Raw genomic sequence first — 15288 nt, 5'->3', positions numbered from 1 at the left:
ACGGCGTGCTCAGGCGTCCCGGGGCGTCAGCGCGGCCAGCGGGAGCTCGAGGCGCACCTCCGTACCTCGGTCGTGGCAGCCGCGGCCGATGTGGATGCGGGCGCCCACCGTGGCGGCTCGCTCGACCATGCCGATCAGGCCGAAGTGGCCGGTGTGGCGGAGTTGTTCGAGGCTGGTGCCGGGGGCGAGGCCGCAGCCGTCGTCGGACACGCTGATCCGGAGGAGGTCGCCGTGGACTCCGGCGCTGACGTCCACGTGGTTCGGGGCCGCGTGGCGCTGGGCGTTCTCCATGGCTTCCGAGGTGATGGTGAGGAGTTGGCGGGCCACGGCAGGGGGCAGTCCGGGGAGTGCGTGCTCGCCTGTGGGGTGGTAGGTGGCCGCCAGGCCGGTGCGGCGACTGAAGTCCCTGGTTCTGGCGGCGAGTTCGGTGAGGACGTCCGTGCCGTCGTCCGGGTCCGTTTCACGACGTAGGTCCGCCAGGAGTTCCCTGGACTCGGCGGCAGCCCTGCGGGCCGAGCGGGCCACGAGTTCCGCCTGTTCCTTCACCAGGGCCGGGTTCGCGGCAGCGGCCCCCGCTCCGGCCGAGGCCGCCAGGCCGTCCGCCGCCAGGGCCACGCCGTACAGGGTCTTCGCCACCGAGTCGTGCATCTCGCGGGCCAGGCGGGCGCGTTCGGCGCCGACCGCCTCCGTGACGGCGAGGCGGGCCTGGACCGAGGTCAGGGCCTGGGTGGCGGCGCCGAAGCGGAACATGAGGTTGCGCAGCGTCACTCCCATGGCTCCGGTGACGACACAGAGGCCGGGGAGCAGCAGGGCCTCGGCGACCGTGGGGTGGAGGTCCTTCGAGCTCGCGTAGACGGTGACGAGGATGAGGCCCTGGAGCGAGGCGAAGCAGCCCGCTCCTCGCCAGCCGTAGACGAGGCCGGCGAGGAGGGGGGTGCAGACGCTGACGTAGGCGAGGGTGGTGTCCGGGCCCGCGGAGATCAGGAGGAGCGCGCCGAAGAGGGTGTCCACCGCCAGAAGGGTGGGGTGGCGGAGGAGGAGCGGGCCGAAGCGTTCCCAGTCCCGGAACAGGACGTACGAGGTCATGAAGGTGACCAGTACAGCCGCGGCGACCAGGCGGGCGCCGAGGCCGGGGGCGGCGTTGAGGAGGGCGGAGGGGGAGGCCAGGGCGATCATGGCCAGACGGAAGCCGAAGACCTGGCGGCACATGGCCTGTAGCGCGTTGATCTGGATGGGGAGGGCGGGTGCGGGCGGGTCGAGGGGTGCAGCTGGGGCGAGGGGTGGCACCAGGTCCTCGGCCGGGGGCCGGGCAGCCGTCTGCCCACGGCCGTCAGACCCGCGCGGTGCCGGCACCGCCGGCAGCGGCCCCCGTACCCCCCATGCCCCCCGTACCCCCCGTACCCGCGGAGCCCACTGCCTCCCCAAGCGTTCCGCTGTCGGTTTCGTCATCGCCATGGCCGCCCTCCCTCCCCGCGCCTACTTGCCCGTGATCGAGCCGAAGTCCGTGCCGGAACCGAGGATCAGGCCCGCGCCGAGGAGCAGCATCGTGGCCGGGACCATGAAGGTGGTGATCATCATCGTGGCCTTGGGAACCGCGCGGGCCGCCTTGCGGCGGGCGTTCTGGGCGTCCGTGCGGCGCATGTCCTTGGCGAGGGCGATGAGCGTGTCGACGATGGGCGCGCCCAGTTCCTCGCCCTGTTGCAGCGCCGTCACGAACATCGCCACCTGTTCGGAGTCGTTGCGGCGACGCAGTTCCGCGAAGGCCTGGCGGCGGCTCATGCCGAGGTCCATCTGGCGCAGGGTGATGCGCAGTTCGTCCGCCCAGGGACCCTCGTACTTCATGGCCACCCGGTCCAGGGCCTGGCGGAAGCCGAGGCCCGCGCTCACCACGACCGCGAGGACGTCCAGGAAGTCCGGCAGCGTCCGCTCGATGACGTCCTTGCGGATGCGGATCGCCGACCAGATGCCGACCTCCGTCCAGAAGACGCCGAACGCGAAGAGGAGCAGGGCCATGACGGGGATGCCCCGCATCAGGAAGACCAGGCCGCCGAACCCGCCCAGGAACCCGTACACCGCCCGCCGGGCCGCGTAGCGGTCGATCGTCAGGCCGCCGGGGTTTCCCGCGAGGTCGATCTTGCGGCGGTACTTCGCCACCTGTTTGGGGCCCATGAGCCGTAGGACGGCGGGGGCGTAGCGCATGCCGAGGCGGTCGATGACGGAGTCCACCGCGCCGGTCCGGGTGGCGCCGACCTCCAGGGCCAGGGCGAGGTCGCCGGGGAGTTTGGCGTCGGCGCGGTACATGCGGATGCCGGCGAAGACGCCCCAGACGCCGAGGCCCATCAGCAGGGCCAGAAGAAATGCCATGTCCGTGGCCCCCTCAGACGTCGATCCGGGACAGGCGCCGGATCAGGATGAACCCGACCGCGTAGAGCGCGAAGGCGATGATGACCGCGGCCTGGCCGGCCGGGGAGCCGGTCATGCGGTCCAGGGCGCCGTCCTTGACGCCGTTCATGAGGAAGAGTGAGCCGACGCCCAGGACGGGGACCGCGTACGAGGTCATGTTGACCTGCGCGAGTTGGGTGCGGACCTCCCTGCGCGTCTCCTTGCGCTCCTCCAGGGTCTCCGTCAGGTTCCGCAGGGCTCCCACGACCTGGCCGCCCGCCCGGTTCGACAGCACCAGTGTCGTCACCAGGACGACCAGTTCGCGGGACGGCAGCCGCTCCGCCATCTCGCCCAGGGCGTCGTCCAGGGAGGCGCCCAGGGCCAGTTGGTTGGCGACCTTGCCCAACTCCTCGCCCGCGGGGGCCTCCAGCTCCTCCGCCGCCATGCCGATCGCGGTGCGCAGGGCGAGGCCGGCCTGGGTGGCGTTGGCCAGGATGCGGGCGAGTTCGGGGAGTTGGTTGATGAACTTCTCGATGCGTTTCTGGCGTTGCCAGTTCAGGAACTGGAGTGCCACCCAGATGCCCAGCAGACCGGCGAGCGGGCCGAAGAAGGGGGCCAGGGCGGCCTGGCTGATCAGGAACAGGCCGGCCGCGGTGGCCATCATGTAGACGAAGAACTCGCCCGGTGTGATGTCCATGCCCGTCGCCGCCAGGCGCAGTTCCAGCTTCCTGCCGAGTTTCGTGCGGCGCAGCCGGCGGTCCAGGCCCGGGAAGCGGCGCCGGCGGCCGCTCGCCGGTATCTGGCCCGCCGCCGAGAGCCGGTCGACCAGGGCCCGGCGCTGGGCCTTGCCCATGGCGTACGCGTGCAGGCCGGCCACCGCCAGGACACAGGTCAGCAGGGCGATGCCCGTCGTGAGCTTGATCAGGGCTTGCAGATCCATCTTCAGATCCATCCCAGCTCCGTCTCCAGGTCCGGCTTCAAAGCCGGATCGAGGTCCGGCGCGAGGTCCGGTTTCCTGTCCGTCGTCACGTTCATCGGGCGCCCTACCTGGCCTCTCTGGTCGTCAGTTCGGCCACGGTCCGGGCCACTCCGAAGGCCTGCGGGATCGGCTGGCTCGCCATGTAGAGGCGGTCGGCGGTACGGCGTGGGAGCGGGAAGTACTCGAAGTTGCCGTAGACGCGGCCGTCCGCCGCCATCGGCTGGGAGTGGAAGCGGGCCACCGTGGCCAGGCGGTACGGCTCGCCGCCGTGGCTGTCGAGGATGGCGATCTCGGTGATGCGGCGGGCCCCGTCGGGGAACCGGGTCAGCTGGATGATCACGTCGAGCGCGCTGTTGATCTGGTCGTGCAGTGCCTCGAAGGGGACCCCGACCTCGGACATCGACGCCAGGGTCTTCAGACGCATCAGCGCGTCCTCGGTGCTGTTGGCGTGGACCGTGGCCAGGGAGCCGTCGTGGCCCGTGGACATGGCCTGGAGCATGTCCAGGGATTCGCCGCCTCGTACCTCACCGACGACGATCCGGTCCGGGCGCATACGAAGGGAGTTGCGGACCAGGTCGCGGATGGTGACCTGGCCCTTGCCCTCGACGTTCGGCGGGCGGGACTCCAGGCGGATGACGTGGGCCTGCTGGAGCTGGAGTTCCGCCGAGTCCTCGATGGTGATGATGCGTTCGACCTCGGGGATCAGGCCGGAGAGGGCGTTGAGGAGGGTCGTCTTGCCGGTGCCCGTCGCGCCCGACACGATGATGTTGAACTTCGCCTGCACCAGGCCCGCGAGCAGATACAGCATGTGCTCGTCCAGGGAGCCGAAGCCGATCATCTCCTGGAGGGTGAAGGAGCGGGGGAAGCGTCGGATCGTGAGCGTCGCGCCGGTCAGGGACAGCGGCGGGATGATCACGTTCACACGCTCGCCGGACGGGAGGCGGGCGTCGACCATCGGGTTCGACTCGTCCACCCGGCGGTTGACCGTCGAGACGATCCGCTCGATGGTCTGCATCAGCTGGTCGTGGGAGGGGAAGCGGATCGGGAGCTGTTCCACTCTGCCGCCGCGTTCGACGAATATCGCGTCCGGGCCGTTCACCATGATCTCGGTGATGGACGCGTCCTCCAGCAGGGGCTCCAGGATGCCCAGGCCCAGCGCCTCGTCCACGACCCTGCGGATCAGCTGGGAGCGTTCGACCGTCGACAGCACGGGGCCCTCGCGGCTGATGATGTGCCCGAGCACCCGTTCCAGCCGGGCCCGGCGCTCGGCCGCCGCGAGCGAGCTCATCTCCGCGAGGTCGATCTCCTCCAGCAGCTTGGCGCGGTACGAGGCGACCAGGTGGCCGTCCTCGCCCCGGCTGCCGTTCTCCTCGGGGGTGGTGATGCGTGCGCGCAGACTCATGGTCGTACCTCGTTCAGTGGTCGAGCGGCATGGTCGCGGTCCTGGTGGCGTCGCCGAAGTTCCAGAAGGGGACCACGTTCGGGATCTGGACGGTGGCGGTGACGGTCACCGAGTCGTCGCCCTGCGCGGCGGAGCACGCGACGGTCAGCCAGTCGCTGACGGCGGTCGAACAGCCCTCCTGCGCGCTGCGCTCCAGCGACGCGGCCCGCGCCCCGGCCCTGGCCGCCGTACCGGCCTGCTGGGCGGTGTAGGCGATGAGTCCGACCTGTACGCCGGCCAGCGCGACGAGGAGCAGGATCGGGATGAACCCGAGGTACTCGATGGCCACCTGGCCACGGTCGCGGACTTTCCTGTCGTACGACATCTCAGTCCGTCTCCTCCTCCACCGCGCCCGCGTGCCCCTCGACCGTGAACGGGAAGCCGATCGAGCCCGGGAAGAGGACGGGGACCGTGAGTGAGACGTCGGCCGTGACATAGCCGCCGCCCGTACCGCAGCTCACGGTGCCGTCCCACGCGTCCGGCAGCTTGTCCAGTCCCGCCTGTTCGCACGCGCCCTGCCGCTCCCCCGGACTCGCCGCCGTCCCCGCCCGTACCGCCTCGTCCGCAGCATTCCCCGCCAGCGTGAACGTGTATCCCACCAGCACGAACTGCCACACCAGCACCAACGTCAGGATGATCAGCGGGGTCATGCCGAGGAACTCGATGGTGACCTGGCCGTCATCCCGTTTCTTCATCGCTCCAGCTCCTTGCGTCGCCGGAAGCCCACGGCGGCGCGGTCACCGCTCGACCGGCCGCCCCTGCGCGCACCCTTGTGCGTGCCCTCGGCCGACTTGACCAGTCCCAGTTCCCCCGCCAGCCGCCACAGGGCCTGTTTCACCACGCTCTTGCTGTCGAGTTCGTGGACGCGTCCGGCGTCCACCACCCCTTGCAGCTCCTTGAAGTTGGCGGGGACCGCGATGCCCGCGACCGCCGTGCCGGTGATCTTCTGGATCAGCGGGGGCTGGATCTCGGTGCCCCGGGTGTGCCGGTTGACGACCACCGTGGTCTCCTCCGCCTTGCGGATCTGGAGCCGGTCCCACATGCGCACGGTCCGTTTGGCGCCGCGCACCGAGATCACGTCGGGGGTGGTGACGAGCAGGGCGGTGTCGGCCATCTCGACCGCGGCCGCGCCGGCGCCGCCGATCTGGGCGCCGCAGTCGATGACAACGATCTCGTAGCGGGAGCGCAGGGCGCTGACGATCTGGCGGGCGGCGCGGTCGGTGACCTCCTCGCCGCGTTCGCCCTCGCCGGGGGCGAGCAGCAGGGCGAGGCCGGTGTCGTGGCGGAAGACGGCGTCGGCCAGGACGCGTGGGGAGATGTCCGTGATGGCGGCCAGGTCGACCGCCGAGCGGCGGAACTGGACGTCCAGGAAGGAGGCGATGTCCCCGGCCTGGAGGTCGAGGTCGAGCAGCGCGGTGCTGCGGCCGGACGCCTGGGCGGCCAGGGCGAGCTGGATCGCGGTCAGGGTCGTCCCCACGCCTCCCTTGGCCCCGCTCACCGTGACGACGGTGCCGCCGACGCCGGTGAAGACGTCGACGCTCGCGCCCAGATGACGCCGTACGCCGACGGACCACTGGGCGACCGCCTGGACCCGGCTCGCCAACTCCTCGTAGCTCAGCGGGAGGGCGACCAGCCCTCTGGCGCCGTAGTCCATGGCGGCCTGGAAGAGGCCGGGGCTCGCGTCGGAGGTGACGAGGATGACGCCGACCGCGGGGAAGCGCAGGGCGACCTCGCGGATCAGCTCCAACGCGGGGACCGGGCCGATGCGTTCGTGGACGACGACGACCTCGGGCAGTTCGTCGACCGACTCGGCGGCCAGGCGCGCGAGGGTGTCGACGAGCTGGGTGGAGTCGACGACCGGCGCCACCGGTTCGGCGTCCGGGAGCTGGCTGAGCAGCGTGGTGATGGAGCGGACCGCGTCCGCGTCGCCTACGGCCGGCAGGATCCTCGTGGGCATACGGCTCTCACTTGTCCTTCGCGAGTTCGTACGTGCGGTCCTGCTCGGGGACGGTGCCGGTCTCGCCCGGGGCGACCAGTGCGAGCCGGACGCGCTTGGCGAAGGACTCGGCGTAGGTGATGCGCTGGGCGTCGATGGCGGAGAGCGCGAAGGTGATGGGGACGGCCTCGGTGGCCTCGCGGGTGCGGTCGTCGGCGTCAGGCTGGAGCGGGGTGAGGTCGCCGACGTCGAGGACCTTGGCGTTCGTCACGATGACCTTGGACTGGGCGGGGGTGCCCTGCTGTTCGCCCTCGAAGGTGGCGTACACGTTGACCGTGGAGCCCGGTGTGATCTTGCCGGCCACCCCGGTCGCCGCGTCGATCATGATGGCGACCTCCTGCTGTCCGGGCCGCAGGGCCGGCTGCGCCACGATCATGTCGCTCTGGAGGAGGGAGCCCTTCTTGAGGGTGGTCACCGCGATCTTGCCGTCGATCTCGCGGAGGTCGGTGACGGCGGTGGACGACAGCCAGCGCTCGGGCATCCGCGTCTTCTCGAACTGGCCCGCGCTGAGTGCCGTATAGGGATCGATGTCGCCCTTGAGCCGGTACGCGGTGACCTCGGGGCCGACCTTGGACTTCACGTCGCTGATGACGGACAGGACGCCGGCGAAGGCCGCGAGGGCGCAGACGGCCGAGAGGATCAGGAGTATGACGCCGCGGCGCTGACGGGAGTTCATGAACCGTACAACCTCATTGGGGGATATCGGTCGACAGGGCTCACCCGGCGGTGAGTTGGTTCTGCTGGCTGTGCTGCTGGTTGTTGTGCTGGCTCTCGGTGAGCGGTGACGTGGCGGAACAGAAGACACAGCGGTCGCCGATCACCTCGATGCCGCACCAGTGACAGGCGCCCTGGCGGACCGAGGTGACCAGTTGGTAGAGAACCGAGAGGTCGGGCAGGAAGGAACAGAACTCGATCAGTCTCGGGGTGCCCCACCAGGTCGCCGACTCGGCGGGGAGCGGGGCCTCGCGCAGGCCCTGGACGTTCCAGGACGGGGCGAGGGTCGTGGTGACCCAGTCGGACTGGAGCTGGCCCTTGGCGACCAGCATGGCGGTGGCGAACTCGGGGCCGGACAGGGCGGCCTCGGGGCCGATCCGGACCAGCTGCGGCTCGGGGTGGGCGATCACCCCGAACTGGCTGCCCGGCACCCATGACTTGGCGTGCGCCTTGAGCCCCACGGGGACGCGGTCCAGCTTGGTGACGGAGCCGAGGACCGCGCCGGCGTGGATGTAGTGGGTGAGCAGCCGGCCCGCCGAGGCGAGCACCCCGGGGCTGAGGTCGCAGGAGGCGAGCTGGCGCAACTGGCGGGCCAGGACGGCGAGTCCGAGTGGTGGCAGATCGGGGCGGAACAGGGCGATACGGTCGCTCTCCAGGAGGGACCGTACGGTGTGCAGGCGCCGTTCGACCGCCTTCGGCACCGCCTGGGAGCAGACGACGATCACATGGCCGTGCTGGTCGACGAGCGACTGGAGGACCGCCAACGAGCGTTCCAGCGGCTCCTTGTCGAGGTCCGGCAGGACGACCGCGGGCACGGTCCGCTCGTCCTGTGGCGGCAGCGCCATGTCGGCACCGGTCACGGCAATGGCAGTTGGCACGCGCAGCTCCCCGTTCCCATGCCCCGCCGGCCCGACCGGCGTTACTCCGGCACACCCAGTCGACTTCACTGCGTGACTACGTCAGCACTCTAACCACGCCCATGTGACCGGAGAACAGCGTTTCTTCAGCTGATGGCAACTGTTATTGCGCAAGGTTCCCCAAATCAGGGCGGATTACATATGCCGAGGGGTGGTGAAGGGGTCGCGATTCTACGGAGAGATGGTCTGGACCTATTGACGGACCTGATTGGTCTGGACCACTCTGCTTGTCATGGCCATACTCAGACGACGCTCGTTCCGTTTCTGGTCGGCAGCGGTCCTCGCAGCCCTCACCCTCGGCGTGTCCGGCACAGGCCAGGCCTCCGCCGCGGACGTCAACAACGCCAAGAACGCCGGCTTCGAGTCCGGCCTGACCAACTGGACCTGTTCGGCGAGCAGCGGTACGACCGTCTCCTCGCCGGTGCACGGTGGCGCGGCCGCGCTGAAGGCGACACCGGCCGGGCAGGACAACGCCAGGTGCACCCAGGCCGTCGCGGTGAAGCCCAGCTCGACGTACACGCTGAGCGCGTGGGTCCAGGGCGGCTACTCCTACCTCGGCGTGACCGGGACCGGCACGACGGACGTGTCGACCTGGACGCCGGACTCGGCGAGCTGGAAGCAGCTGTCGACGACCTTCACCACCGGCGCCTCGACGACCTCGGTGACGGTCTACACCCACGGCTGGTACGGGCAGGCCGCGTACCTCGCCGACGACGTCTCCGTGTACGGCCCGGACGGCGGCGGAGGCACCGACCCGGCCCCGACGGTCCCGGGCACGCCGGGCGGGCTCGCGGTCTCGGGCCGCACGTCGTCCTCGGTCTCGCTGGCCTGGAGCGCGGTCTCCGGCGCCACGGGGTACAACGTCTACCGCGGCGGTACGAAGGTGACGGCGGTGACCGGCACATCGGCGACCGTGACCGGGCTCGCGGCGTCGACGTCGTACTCCTTCCAGGTCACGGCCACCAACTCGGCGGGCGAGTCCGGGAAGTCGGCGGCGGTGACGGGGACGACGACGGCGACCCCGACGGGACCTGCCCTGCCCAAGCACGCGGTGACCGGGTACTGGCAGAACTTCAACAACGGGGCCAAGGTCCAGAAGATCTCCGACGTCCAGTCGCAGTACGACATCATCGCGGTGGCCTTCGCGGACGCCACGACCACTCCGGGCGCGGTCACCTTCAACCTGGACTCGGCGGGCCTCGGCGGCTACACGGTCGACCAGTTCAAGGCGGACATCGCGGCGAAGAAGGCGGCCGGGAAGAAGGTCATCGTCTCGGTCGGCGGTGAGCGCGGGACAGTCGCGGTCAACGACTCGACGTCGGCGGCGAACTTCGCGAACTCGGTGTACGCGCTGATGCAGACGTACGGCTTCGACGGCGTGGACATCGACCTGGAGAACGGTCTCAACGCGACGTACATGACGCAGGCGTTGCGGTCCCTGTCCACGAAGGCGGGCTCGTCCCTGATCATCACGATGGCCCCGCAGACGATCGACATGCAGTCGACGTCGAACGCGTACTTCCAGACCGCGCTGAACGTGAAGGACATCCTCACGGTCGTCAACATGCAGTACTACAACAGCGGTTCGATGCTCGGCTGCGACGGCAAGGTCTACTCCCAGGGCTCGGTGGACTTCCTCACCGCGCTCGCCTGCATCCAGCTGGAGGGCGGCCTCTCCCCGTCCCAGGTCGGCCTGGGCCTGCCGGCCTCCACGAGCGGCGCGGGCAGCGGGTACGTCTCCCCGACGGTGGTCAACAACGCCCTCGACTGCCTCACCAAGGGCACGGGCTGCGGCTCCTTCAAACCGTCTCGGACCTACCCCGACCTGCGCGGCGCGATGACCTGGTCGACCAACTGGGACGCGTCGGCGGGCAACGCGTGGTCCAACGCGGTGGGACCGCACGTGCACGGGTTGCCGTAGCGGAAGTGGTGGAGCGTGGGGGCGGGCGGACCGCCCCCACGCTCACCGCCTGAGCAGAACCCCGATGACCTTCAGCACGTCCTCGGCCTCGCGGATCACGACGTCGGCGTTTCCGTCCACCGGGTTGTCATGGCAAAGGCGCTGCCATTCCTCGATCAGCTCAGGGGAGTGCCGAAGGCGCTGCGTGACGGCTCGGGCGAACTCCGCCGGATCCAGCTGCGGTGGATCGAGCTCCTCGATCAGGTCGCGCAGGCTGCCGTACCCCGCGATGTAGTCGCTCGGGAGAAACAGCAGCCGGTCGAGCCAGTCTCGCGGGCCGAAAGCGTCGTCCAGATCCGCCCGCCAGTCGGCATGCCCCAGTCCCGCCGACATGAACAGGTCCCGCCAATCGATCTGCATCTCCTCGATCGCACGGAAAACCCTGTCCACGTCGCCCTTCGCCAGGATGACCATGGCGGCCGTCACTCTCTCCGCGCCGACCCTGCGAAATTTCTCTTTCTCAGCTTCCTTCAGCAACCAGATGACCGTCTCCGCCTCGGCCCCGTACTGTTCCGCGATCCTGACGGCGATGCGCTGGGTGACTGCCACCGCTCACCCCATCGGCCGGTAGAAGGTCAGGACCGCCGCCAGCCCCGCGAACCACTCCCCCAGGCGTTCCCGAGGCTTCGCTTCCACCACGGACTCGTAGAACTGGCCGTCGAGGTGGACGACCGCGACCATCAGGGACTTGCCGTTGGGGCTTGCCTTGTAGTGGACGCTGCGTATTTCCTGCCAGTCGAACTCGGCCTCCACGCCGTTGACTTCCAGGGTGACGCCGGACGCGTCGACGGCCACCGAACTGCGCCGGTCCACGGCGAGGAACTCCGGGCCCACCGGCGGGCCGAAGCCCTGGGGCGGGTGGTGCGGGTACGGCGGGTGCGTCATCGTGGGTCCCCCGGTGTGGCGTGCCTAGGTGTGTGCGTACGGCAACTTACCGGCCGGGCCGCTCCCAGGCTCTCGGCCGTGGCCCCGCTCGCAAGATCCCCTGAATCTCGTGTGAAACATTTCCGGGGGGCCGGCGCATCAATGTAGTGAGAGCGCGAAGTGAGCGCGCGCCACCAGCAGGGGGAAACAAGATGAGGCAGGTCCTTGCGGACCAGTACGCGGAGTTCGCGGCGGCACGCGCGGGGCATCTGTACCGCTCCGCGTGTCTGCTCACCGCCGGGGACACCCACCTCGCCGAGGATCTGGTGCAGGAGACCCTGGGCCGGCTGTACATCAGCTGGCACCGCGTGACCCGGGTCGGCAACCCCGCCGGGTACGCGCAGACCGTCCTCACCCGGGCGTTCCTCGCCCACCAGCGGCGCCGCAGCAGCAAGGAACGCGCCACCGACGAGTTCCCGGAGCAGGCCTACCCCGACCACGGCGACGTCCCGCTGCGGTTGACGCTGCTGGAGGCGCTGGCCCGGCTCCCCGCCAAGGACCGGGCGGTGGTCGTCCTGCGCTACTGGGAGGACCGCTCGATCGAGGAGACCGCCGACGCGCTGAACGCCACCTCCGCCGCGGTCCGCACCCGCTGCACCCGCGCTCTCGGCCGGCTGCGGGAGCTGCTGGGCGAGGACCTCGGCGAATACGCACGCTTCTGACGGCCCCACCCGTCCCTATGACCGCACCTCACCCACACCTCTGACTTCTCATCCTTCACACCTCGGGGAAACGGTGGTTAGCCATGCCCGCTCAACAGCACAGCGATCCCTTCGAGGACCGCGTCGCCGCCGAACTGCGTGACGTCGGCGGCCGGTTCAGTACCGATCCGCACGCGCTCACCGCCGCCGGCCTGTCCCGTGGACGCCGGTTGCGGCTGCGGCGCCGGGCCGCCGTCGTGGGCGGCGCGGCCTCCCTCGCGCTCGTCGGGGTGGGCGGTGCGCTGCTTCTGCCCGGTGACGGTTCGGACCCGCAGAAGTCCTCGGTGGCCTCCACGCCGAGCGCCTCGTCGTCCGTGCCGCCGGTCTCCGACCAGGAGCTGATCAGCACCCTCGAGGAGCTGCTCGGGCACGGGAAGTTCACCGAGCAGAGCGGCACCGGTACGTCGGCCAAGTGGGGGCCGGCCGCACAGCTCGTGTGGGACGACGGGAACGGGGGTTCCGCCGTCTCGGTGAGCCTGCGCCGGGTCACGCCTGGCAGTGAACAGGCCCGCGCGGTGACCGAGTGCCCGGACAAAGCGCTGACTCCGTACGACAGTTGCAAGACCAGCCGGCTGGACAACGGCTCGCTGCTCACGGTCTTCCAGGGATTCGTGTACGCCGACAAGCGCGAGGACACCAAACGGTGGACCGCCGACCTGGTCACCCCGAAGGGTGAGCATGTCTCGGTGAGCGAGTTCAACGCCGAGGCGGAGAAGGGGGCGCCGACCACCCGGCCAGAACCGCCTTTGAACGCACAGCAGTTGAAGGAGCTGGTCAGCGCGCCACAGTGGCTGTCGGTGATCGCCGCCATCCCGAGTGAGCCCGGGTCCGGCGCCGAGCCGGAAGAGACCCTCCCCGTCACCGACATCCGCAAGACACTGGTGGATCTGCTCCCCGACGGCCTCGATCCGGTCTCGCGGGGCGGTGACGAGTCCGGTTGGGGCTACGTCGTGGTCGACGACGGCAAGGGCAAGAGCATGGTCGAGATCAACGTCCAGCCGAACATGGGGGACCTCATCGGCGAGAGCTTCTTCGAGGGCGCCAAGGAGGTCGGCGACGGCACCATGCTCGTCACCCGCGAGGACGCCGGCGACAAGGACGTCTCGGGCGCGGTCAGGTGGACCGTCGACACGATTCGCACCGACGGTCTGCGGGTCGTGGTCAGCGCCCTCAACGCGGGCGGTCCGCACGACTCCCCCAGCCGCGCGAAGCCGGCCCTGACGATGGAGCAACTGGAGAAGATCGCGCTCAGCCCGAAGTGGCGGTAGCTCAGAAGAACTCCGACCAGGGCTGATCCCAGATCTGCTTCACGCACAGCACCAGGAACAGCAGCCCGGCGATCACCAGCATCGCGTTGCTGACCAGGCCGTTGCGCCATTCGGCGGGGGTGCGTGCGGAGTTGAGGAGCCAGAGCAGGGTGCCGGCGAGGAAGGGGAGGAAGGCCGCGCCCAGGACGCCGTAGAGGATGATCAGGCGGAAGGGCTGGCCCTGGAAGAGCAGGACGATGGGCGGGAAGGTCAGCCACAGCAGGTACGCGCGGAAGGGCCAGGAGCGTTCGCGCGCACCGGAGGCGACCTCCTCGCCCGTCCCCTCTCCCGCGCTCCCGCCGCGGAAGCGGGCGACGAAGTCGGCGAACATCAGGCTCACACCGTGCCAGACGCCGATGAGGGAGGTGTACGAGGTGGCGAAGAAGCCGATCAGGAAGAACTTGGCGGTCGCCGAGCCGTACTTGTCCTCCAGGATGTCGCCGAGCTGGATGAGCCCCTTGTCGCCGCTGGCGATGGCGATGTTCGCCGAGTGCAGCATCTCGGCGCCGACGAACAGCATGGAGATGACGAAGATGCCGGTGGTGGCGTAGGCGACGCGGTTGTCGAGCCGCATGACCTTCATCCAGCCGGTGTTGGTCCAGCCCTTGGCGTTGACCCAGTAGCCGTACGCGGCAAGGGTGATGGTGCCGCCGACGCCGCCGATGAGGCCGAGGGTGTTGAGGATCGAGTCCTTCTCGTCGGGGAGGACCGGGAGCAGGCCGGCGAAGGCGTCCCCGAGGTTCGGGGTGACCCGGATCGCGAGGTAGACGGTCACCACGAACATGACGCCCACCAGGACCGTCATGACCTTCTCGAAGACCTCGTACTTGTTGAACCAGACGAAGACCAGGCCGGAGAGCCCGCACAGCACGGCCCACCACTTGAGGTCCATGACGTCCGGGAAGAGCGCCTGGAGCGGGAGCGCGCTGGACGACATCGCGGCGGCGCCGTAGACGAAGCCCCAGATCACGACGTAGACGACGAAGAACCAGGTGGTCCAGCGGCCCAGGCTCGCCCAGCCGTCGAAGAGGGTGCGGCCGGTGGACAGATGCCAGCGGCCGGCGGCCTCGGCGAGGGAGATCTTCACCAGGCAGCCGAGGACGGCGGCCCACAGGAGCGTGTAGCCGAAGTTGCTGCCCGCGATGAGCGTGGCGACCAGGTCGCCGGCGCCGACGCCGGTGGCCGCGACGACGATGCCGGGGCCGATGTAGCGCCAGCTGGACTTGCGGGGTGTGGGGTGGGTGTCGGATGAGGCCGGGGAGTCAGTGGGGTTTCCGGTGGTGTCCGCCATGGTGGTCAAGTAACCGCAAAGCAGCCGAGCTCACAAGAGGGCGTGACTGGATCAACCTCAGGGGCGCGGGGAACTGCGCGACCAGCCACGACGTACCGGCAGACGACAACGGAGCTACAGTCGCCCGCAGTCGTCGCCGCAGGTACCCAGCTCGAACCACACCGTCTTGCCCGGCCCGTCCTGGTGGCAGCCCCAGCGCCGGGCCAGCGCGTCCACCAGGAACATCCCGCGGCCGCTCTCCGCGGTGCCCGCCCGGAGCACCTGGGGAGTACGGCGGCCGACGTCGGCGACCTCGCAGCGCAGCACGCCGTGCGAGGCGAAGAGGGTGAGGCGGAAGCTGCTGGCGCAGTGCAGCAGGGCGTTGGTGGCCAGCTCGCTGACGAGCAGCTCGGCGGTGTCCACCAGGTCATCGTGATCCGCGAGCCCCCACCCCTCCAGCTGTCGGCGGACCGCGGCGCGGGCCTCGCGGACGGCGGCGGGGCGGGGGGTGTACTCGACGCTCAGATGGCCTGCCCCCAAGGGGGGTTGGGGGTACGAGGCGTACCGAGGATCGACTTCCAGCATGGGATCAGGATGTCCGCCGCCACGGTGGCGCACACGGGGAGGAATACCCGATTCACTACCTACGGACACCAGTTCGGGATCGGGCCACGGCCGCCGGGTTCCGGCCACCGCG

General features: G+C 69.9%; 16 protein-coding genes. 3 read left to right on the top strand and 13 right to left on the bottom strand.

Going from position 1 to position 15288, the window contains the following annotated elements; genetic code table 11:
• Positions 1-9 precede the first annotated feature (9 nt).
• From ABKA17_RS02190 to ABKA17_RS02150, 9 genes are all read right to left on the bottom strand, one after another.
• Complete coding sequence (locus tag ABKA17_RS02190; RefSeq protein WP_502994143.1) at positions 10-1209, bottom strand: sensor histidine kinase; 1200 nt, start codon at positions 1207-1209, stop codon at positions 10-12.
• 267 nt (positions 1210-1476) lie between these two features.
• On the bottom strand, positions 1477-2364 hold the full coding sequence (locus ABKA17_RS02185; protein WP_353690075.1) for a DUF5936 domain-containing protein: 888 nt from the start codon (positions 2362-2364) through the stop codon (positions 1477-1479).
• Positions 2365-2377: 13 nt separating this feature from the next.
• Positions 2378-3322, bottom strand: a complete 945-nt coding sequence (locus tag ABKA17_RS02180) for a type II secretion system F family protein (protein WP_353690751.1) — start codon at positions 3320-3322, stop codon at positions 2378-2380.
• Between the two features lie 103 nt (positions 3323-3425).
• Positions 3426-4763, bottom strand: coding sequence for a TadA family conjugal transfer-associated ATPase (locus ABKA17_RS02175; RefSeq protein ID WP_353690074.1), 1338 nt, complete (start codon positions 4761-4763; stop codon positions 3426-3428).
• Between the two features lie 13 nt (positions 4764-4776).
• Positions 4777-5127 (bottom strand): TadE/TadG family type IV pilus assembly protein, encoded by a 351-nt coding sequence (locus ABKA17_RS02170; RefSeq protein ID WP_353690073.1) that lies wholly within the window; start codon positions 5125-5127, stop codon positions 4777-4779.
• A 1-nt stretch (position 5128) separates the two neighbouring features.
• Positions 5129-5497 (bottom strand): TadE/TadG family type IV pilus assembly protein, encoded by a 369-nt coding sequence (locus tag ABKA17_RS02165; RefSeq protein ID WP_353690072.1) that lies wholly within the window; start codon positions 5495-5497, stop codon positions 5129-5131.
• Positions 5494-6759, bottom strand: coding sequence for a CpaE/TadZ family protein (locus ABKA17_RS02160; RefSeq protein ID WP_353690071.1), 1266 nt, complete (start codon positions 6757-6759; stop codon positions 5494-5496). Before ABKA17_RS02160 ends, ABKA17_RS02165 begins: the two co-directional genes overlap by 4 nt.
• A 7-nt stretch (positions 6760-6766) precedes the next feature.
• The gene (cpaB, locus tag ABKA17_RS02155; RefSeq protein WP_353690070.1) at positions 6767-7474 is read right to left on the bottom strand and encodes a Flp pilus assembly protein CpaB; all 708 of its coding nucleotides are present in this window, start codon (positions 7472-7474) and stop codon (positions 6767-6769) included.
• Positions 7475-7514: 40 nt separating this feature from the next.
• On the bottom strand, positions 7515-8390 hold the full coding sequence (locus ABKA17_RS02150) for a hypothetical protein (protein ID WP_353690069.1): 876 nt from the start codon (positions 8388-8390) through the stop codon (positions 7515-7517).
• A 271-nt stretch (positions 8391-8661) separates the two neighbouring features.
• Between ABKA17_RS02150 and ABKA17_RS02145 the strand changes: the two genes are divergently transcribed.
• Positions 8662-10350, top strand: a complete 1689-nt coding sequence (locus ABKA17_RS02145) for a chitinase (protein WP_353690068.1) — start codon at positions 8662-8664, stop codon at positions 10348-10350.
• 42 nt (positions 10351-10392) lie between these two features.
• On the opposite strand, the gene ABKA17_RS02140 is transcribed toward ABKA17_RS02145, so the two are convergent.
• Both ABKA17_RS02140 and ABKA17_RS02135 read right to left on the bottom strand, forming a co-directional pair.
• Positions 10393-10938 carry a hypothetical protein gene (locus tag ABKA17_RS02140; RefSeq protein WP_353690067.1) on the bottom strand — a complete coding sequence of 182 codons (546 nt, stop codon included), beginning with the start codon at positions 10936-10938 and terminating at the stop codon, positions 10393-10395.
• Between the two features lie 3 nt (positions 10939-10941).
• Entirely contained in the window at positions 10942-11274 is a 333-nt protein-coding gene (locus ABKA17_RS02135) for a hypothetical protein (protein WP_353690066.1), read from the bottom strand.
• Positions 11275-11465: 191 nt separating this feature from the next.
• Here ABKA17_RS02135 and ABKA17_RS02130 point away from each other — a divergent pair, with 191 nt between their 5' ends.
• Together ABKA17_RS02130 and ABKA17_RS02125 are read left to right on the top strand one after the other, a co-directional pair.
• Entirely contained in the window at positions 11466-11975 is a 510-nt protein-coding gene (locus ABKA17_RS02130) for a SigE family RNA polymerase sigma factor (protein WP_353690065.1), read from the top strand.
• Between the two features lie 83 nt (positions 11976-12058).
• Positions 12059-13282 (top strand): hypothetical protein, encoded by a 1224-nt coding sequence (locus tag ABKA17_RS02125; RefSeq protein ID WP_353690064.1) that lies wholly within the window; start codon positions 12059-12061, stop codon positions 13280-13282.
• Position 13283: 1 nt separating this feature from the next.
• Here the strand turns inward: ABKA17_RS02125 and ABKA17_RS02120 are convergent, their stop codons facing one another.
• Together ABKA17_RS02120 and ABKA17_RS02115 are read right to left on the bottom strand one after the other, a co-directional pair.
• The gene (locus ABKA17_RS02120; protein WP_353690063.1) at positions 13284-14612 is read right to left on the bottom strand and encodes an Nramp family divalent metal transporter; all 1329 of its coding nucleotides are present in this window, start codon (positions 14610-14612) and stop codon (positions 13284-13286) included.
• Between the two features lie 114 nt (positions 14613-14726).
• Complete coding sequence (locus tag ABKA17_RS02115; protein ID WP_353690062.1) at positions 14727-15176, bottom strand: ATP-binding protein; 450 nt, start codon at positions 15174-15176, stop codon at positions 14727-14729.
• Positions 15177-15288: the final 112 nt, after the last annotated feature.

Source organism: Streptomyces sp. RG80 (genome assembly GCF_040446465.1).
Taxonomy (GTDB): Bacteria; Actinomycetota; Actinomycetes; order Streptomycetales; family Streptomycetaceae; genus Streptomyces.
Note: the sequence above shows the minus strand (reverse complement) of the source record. Positions and strands in the feature narration are given on the sequence as shown.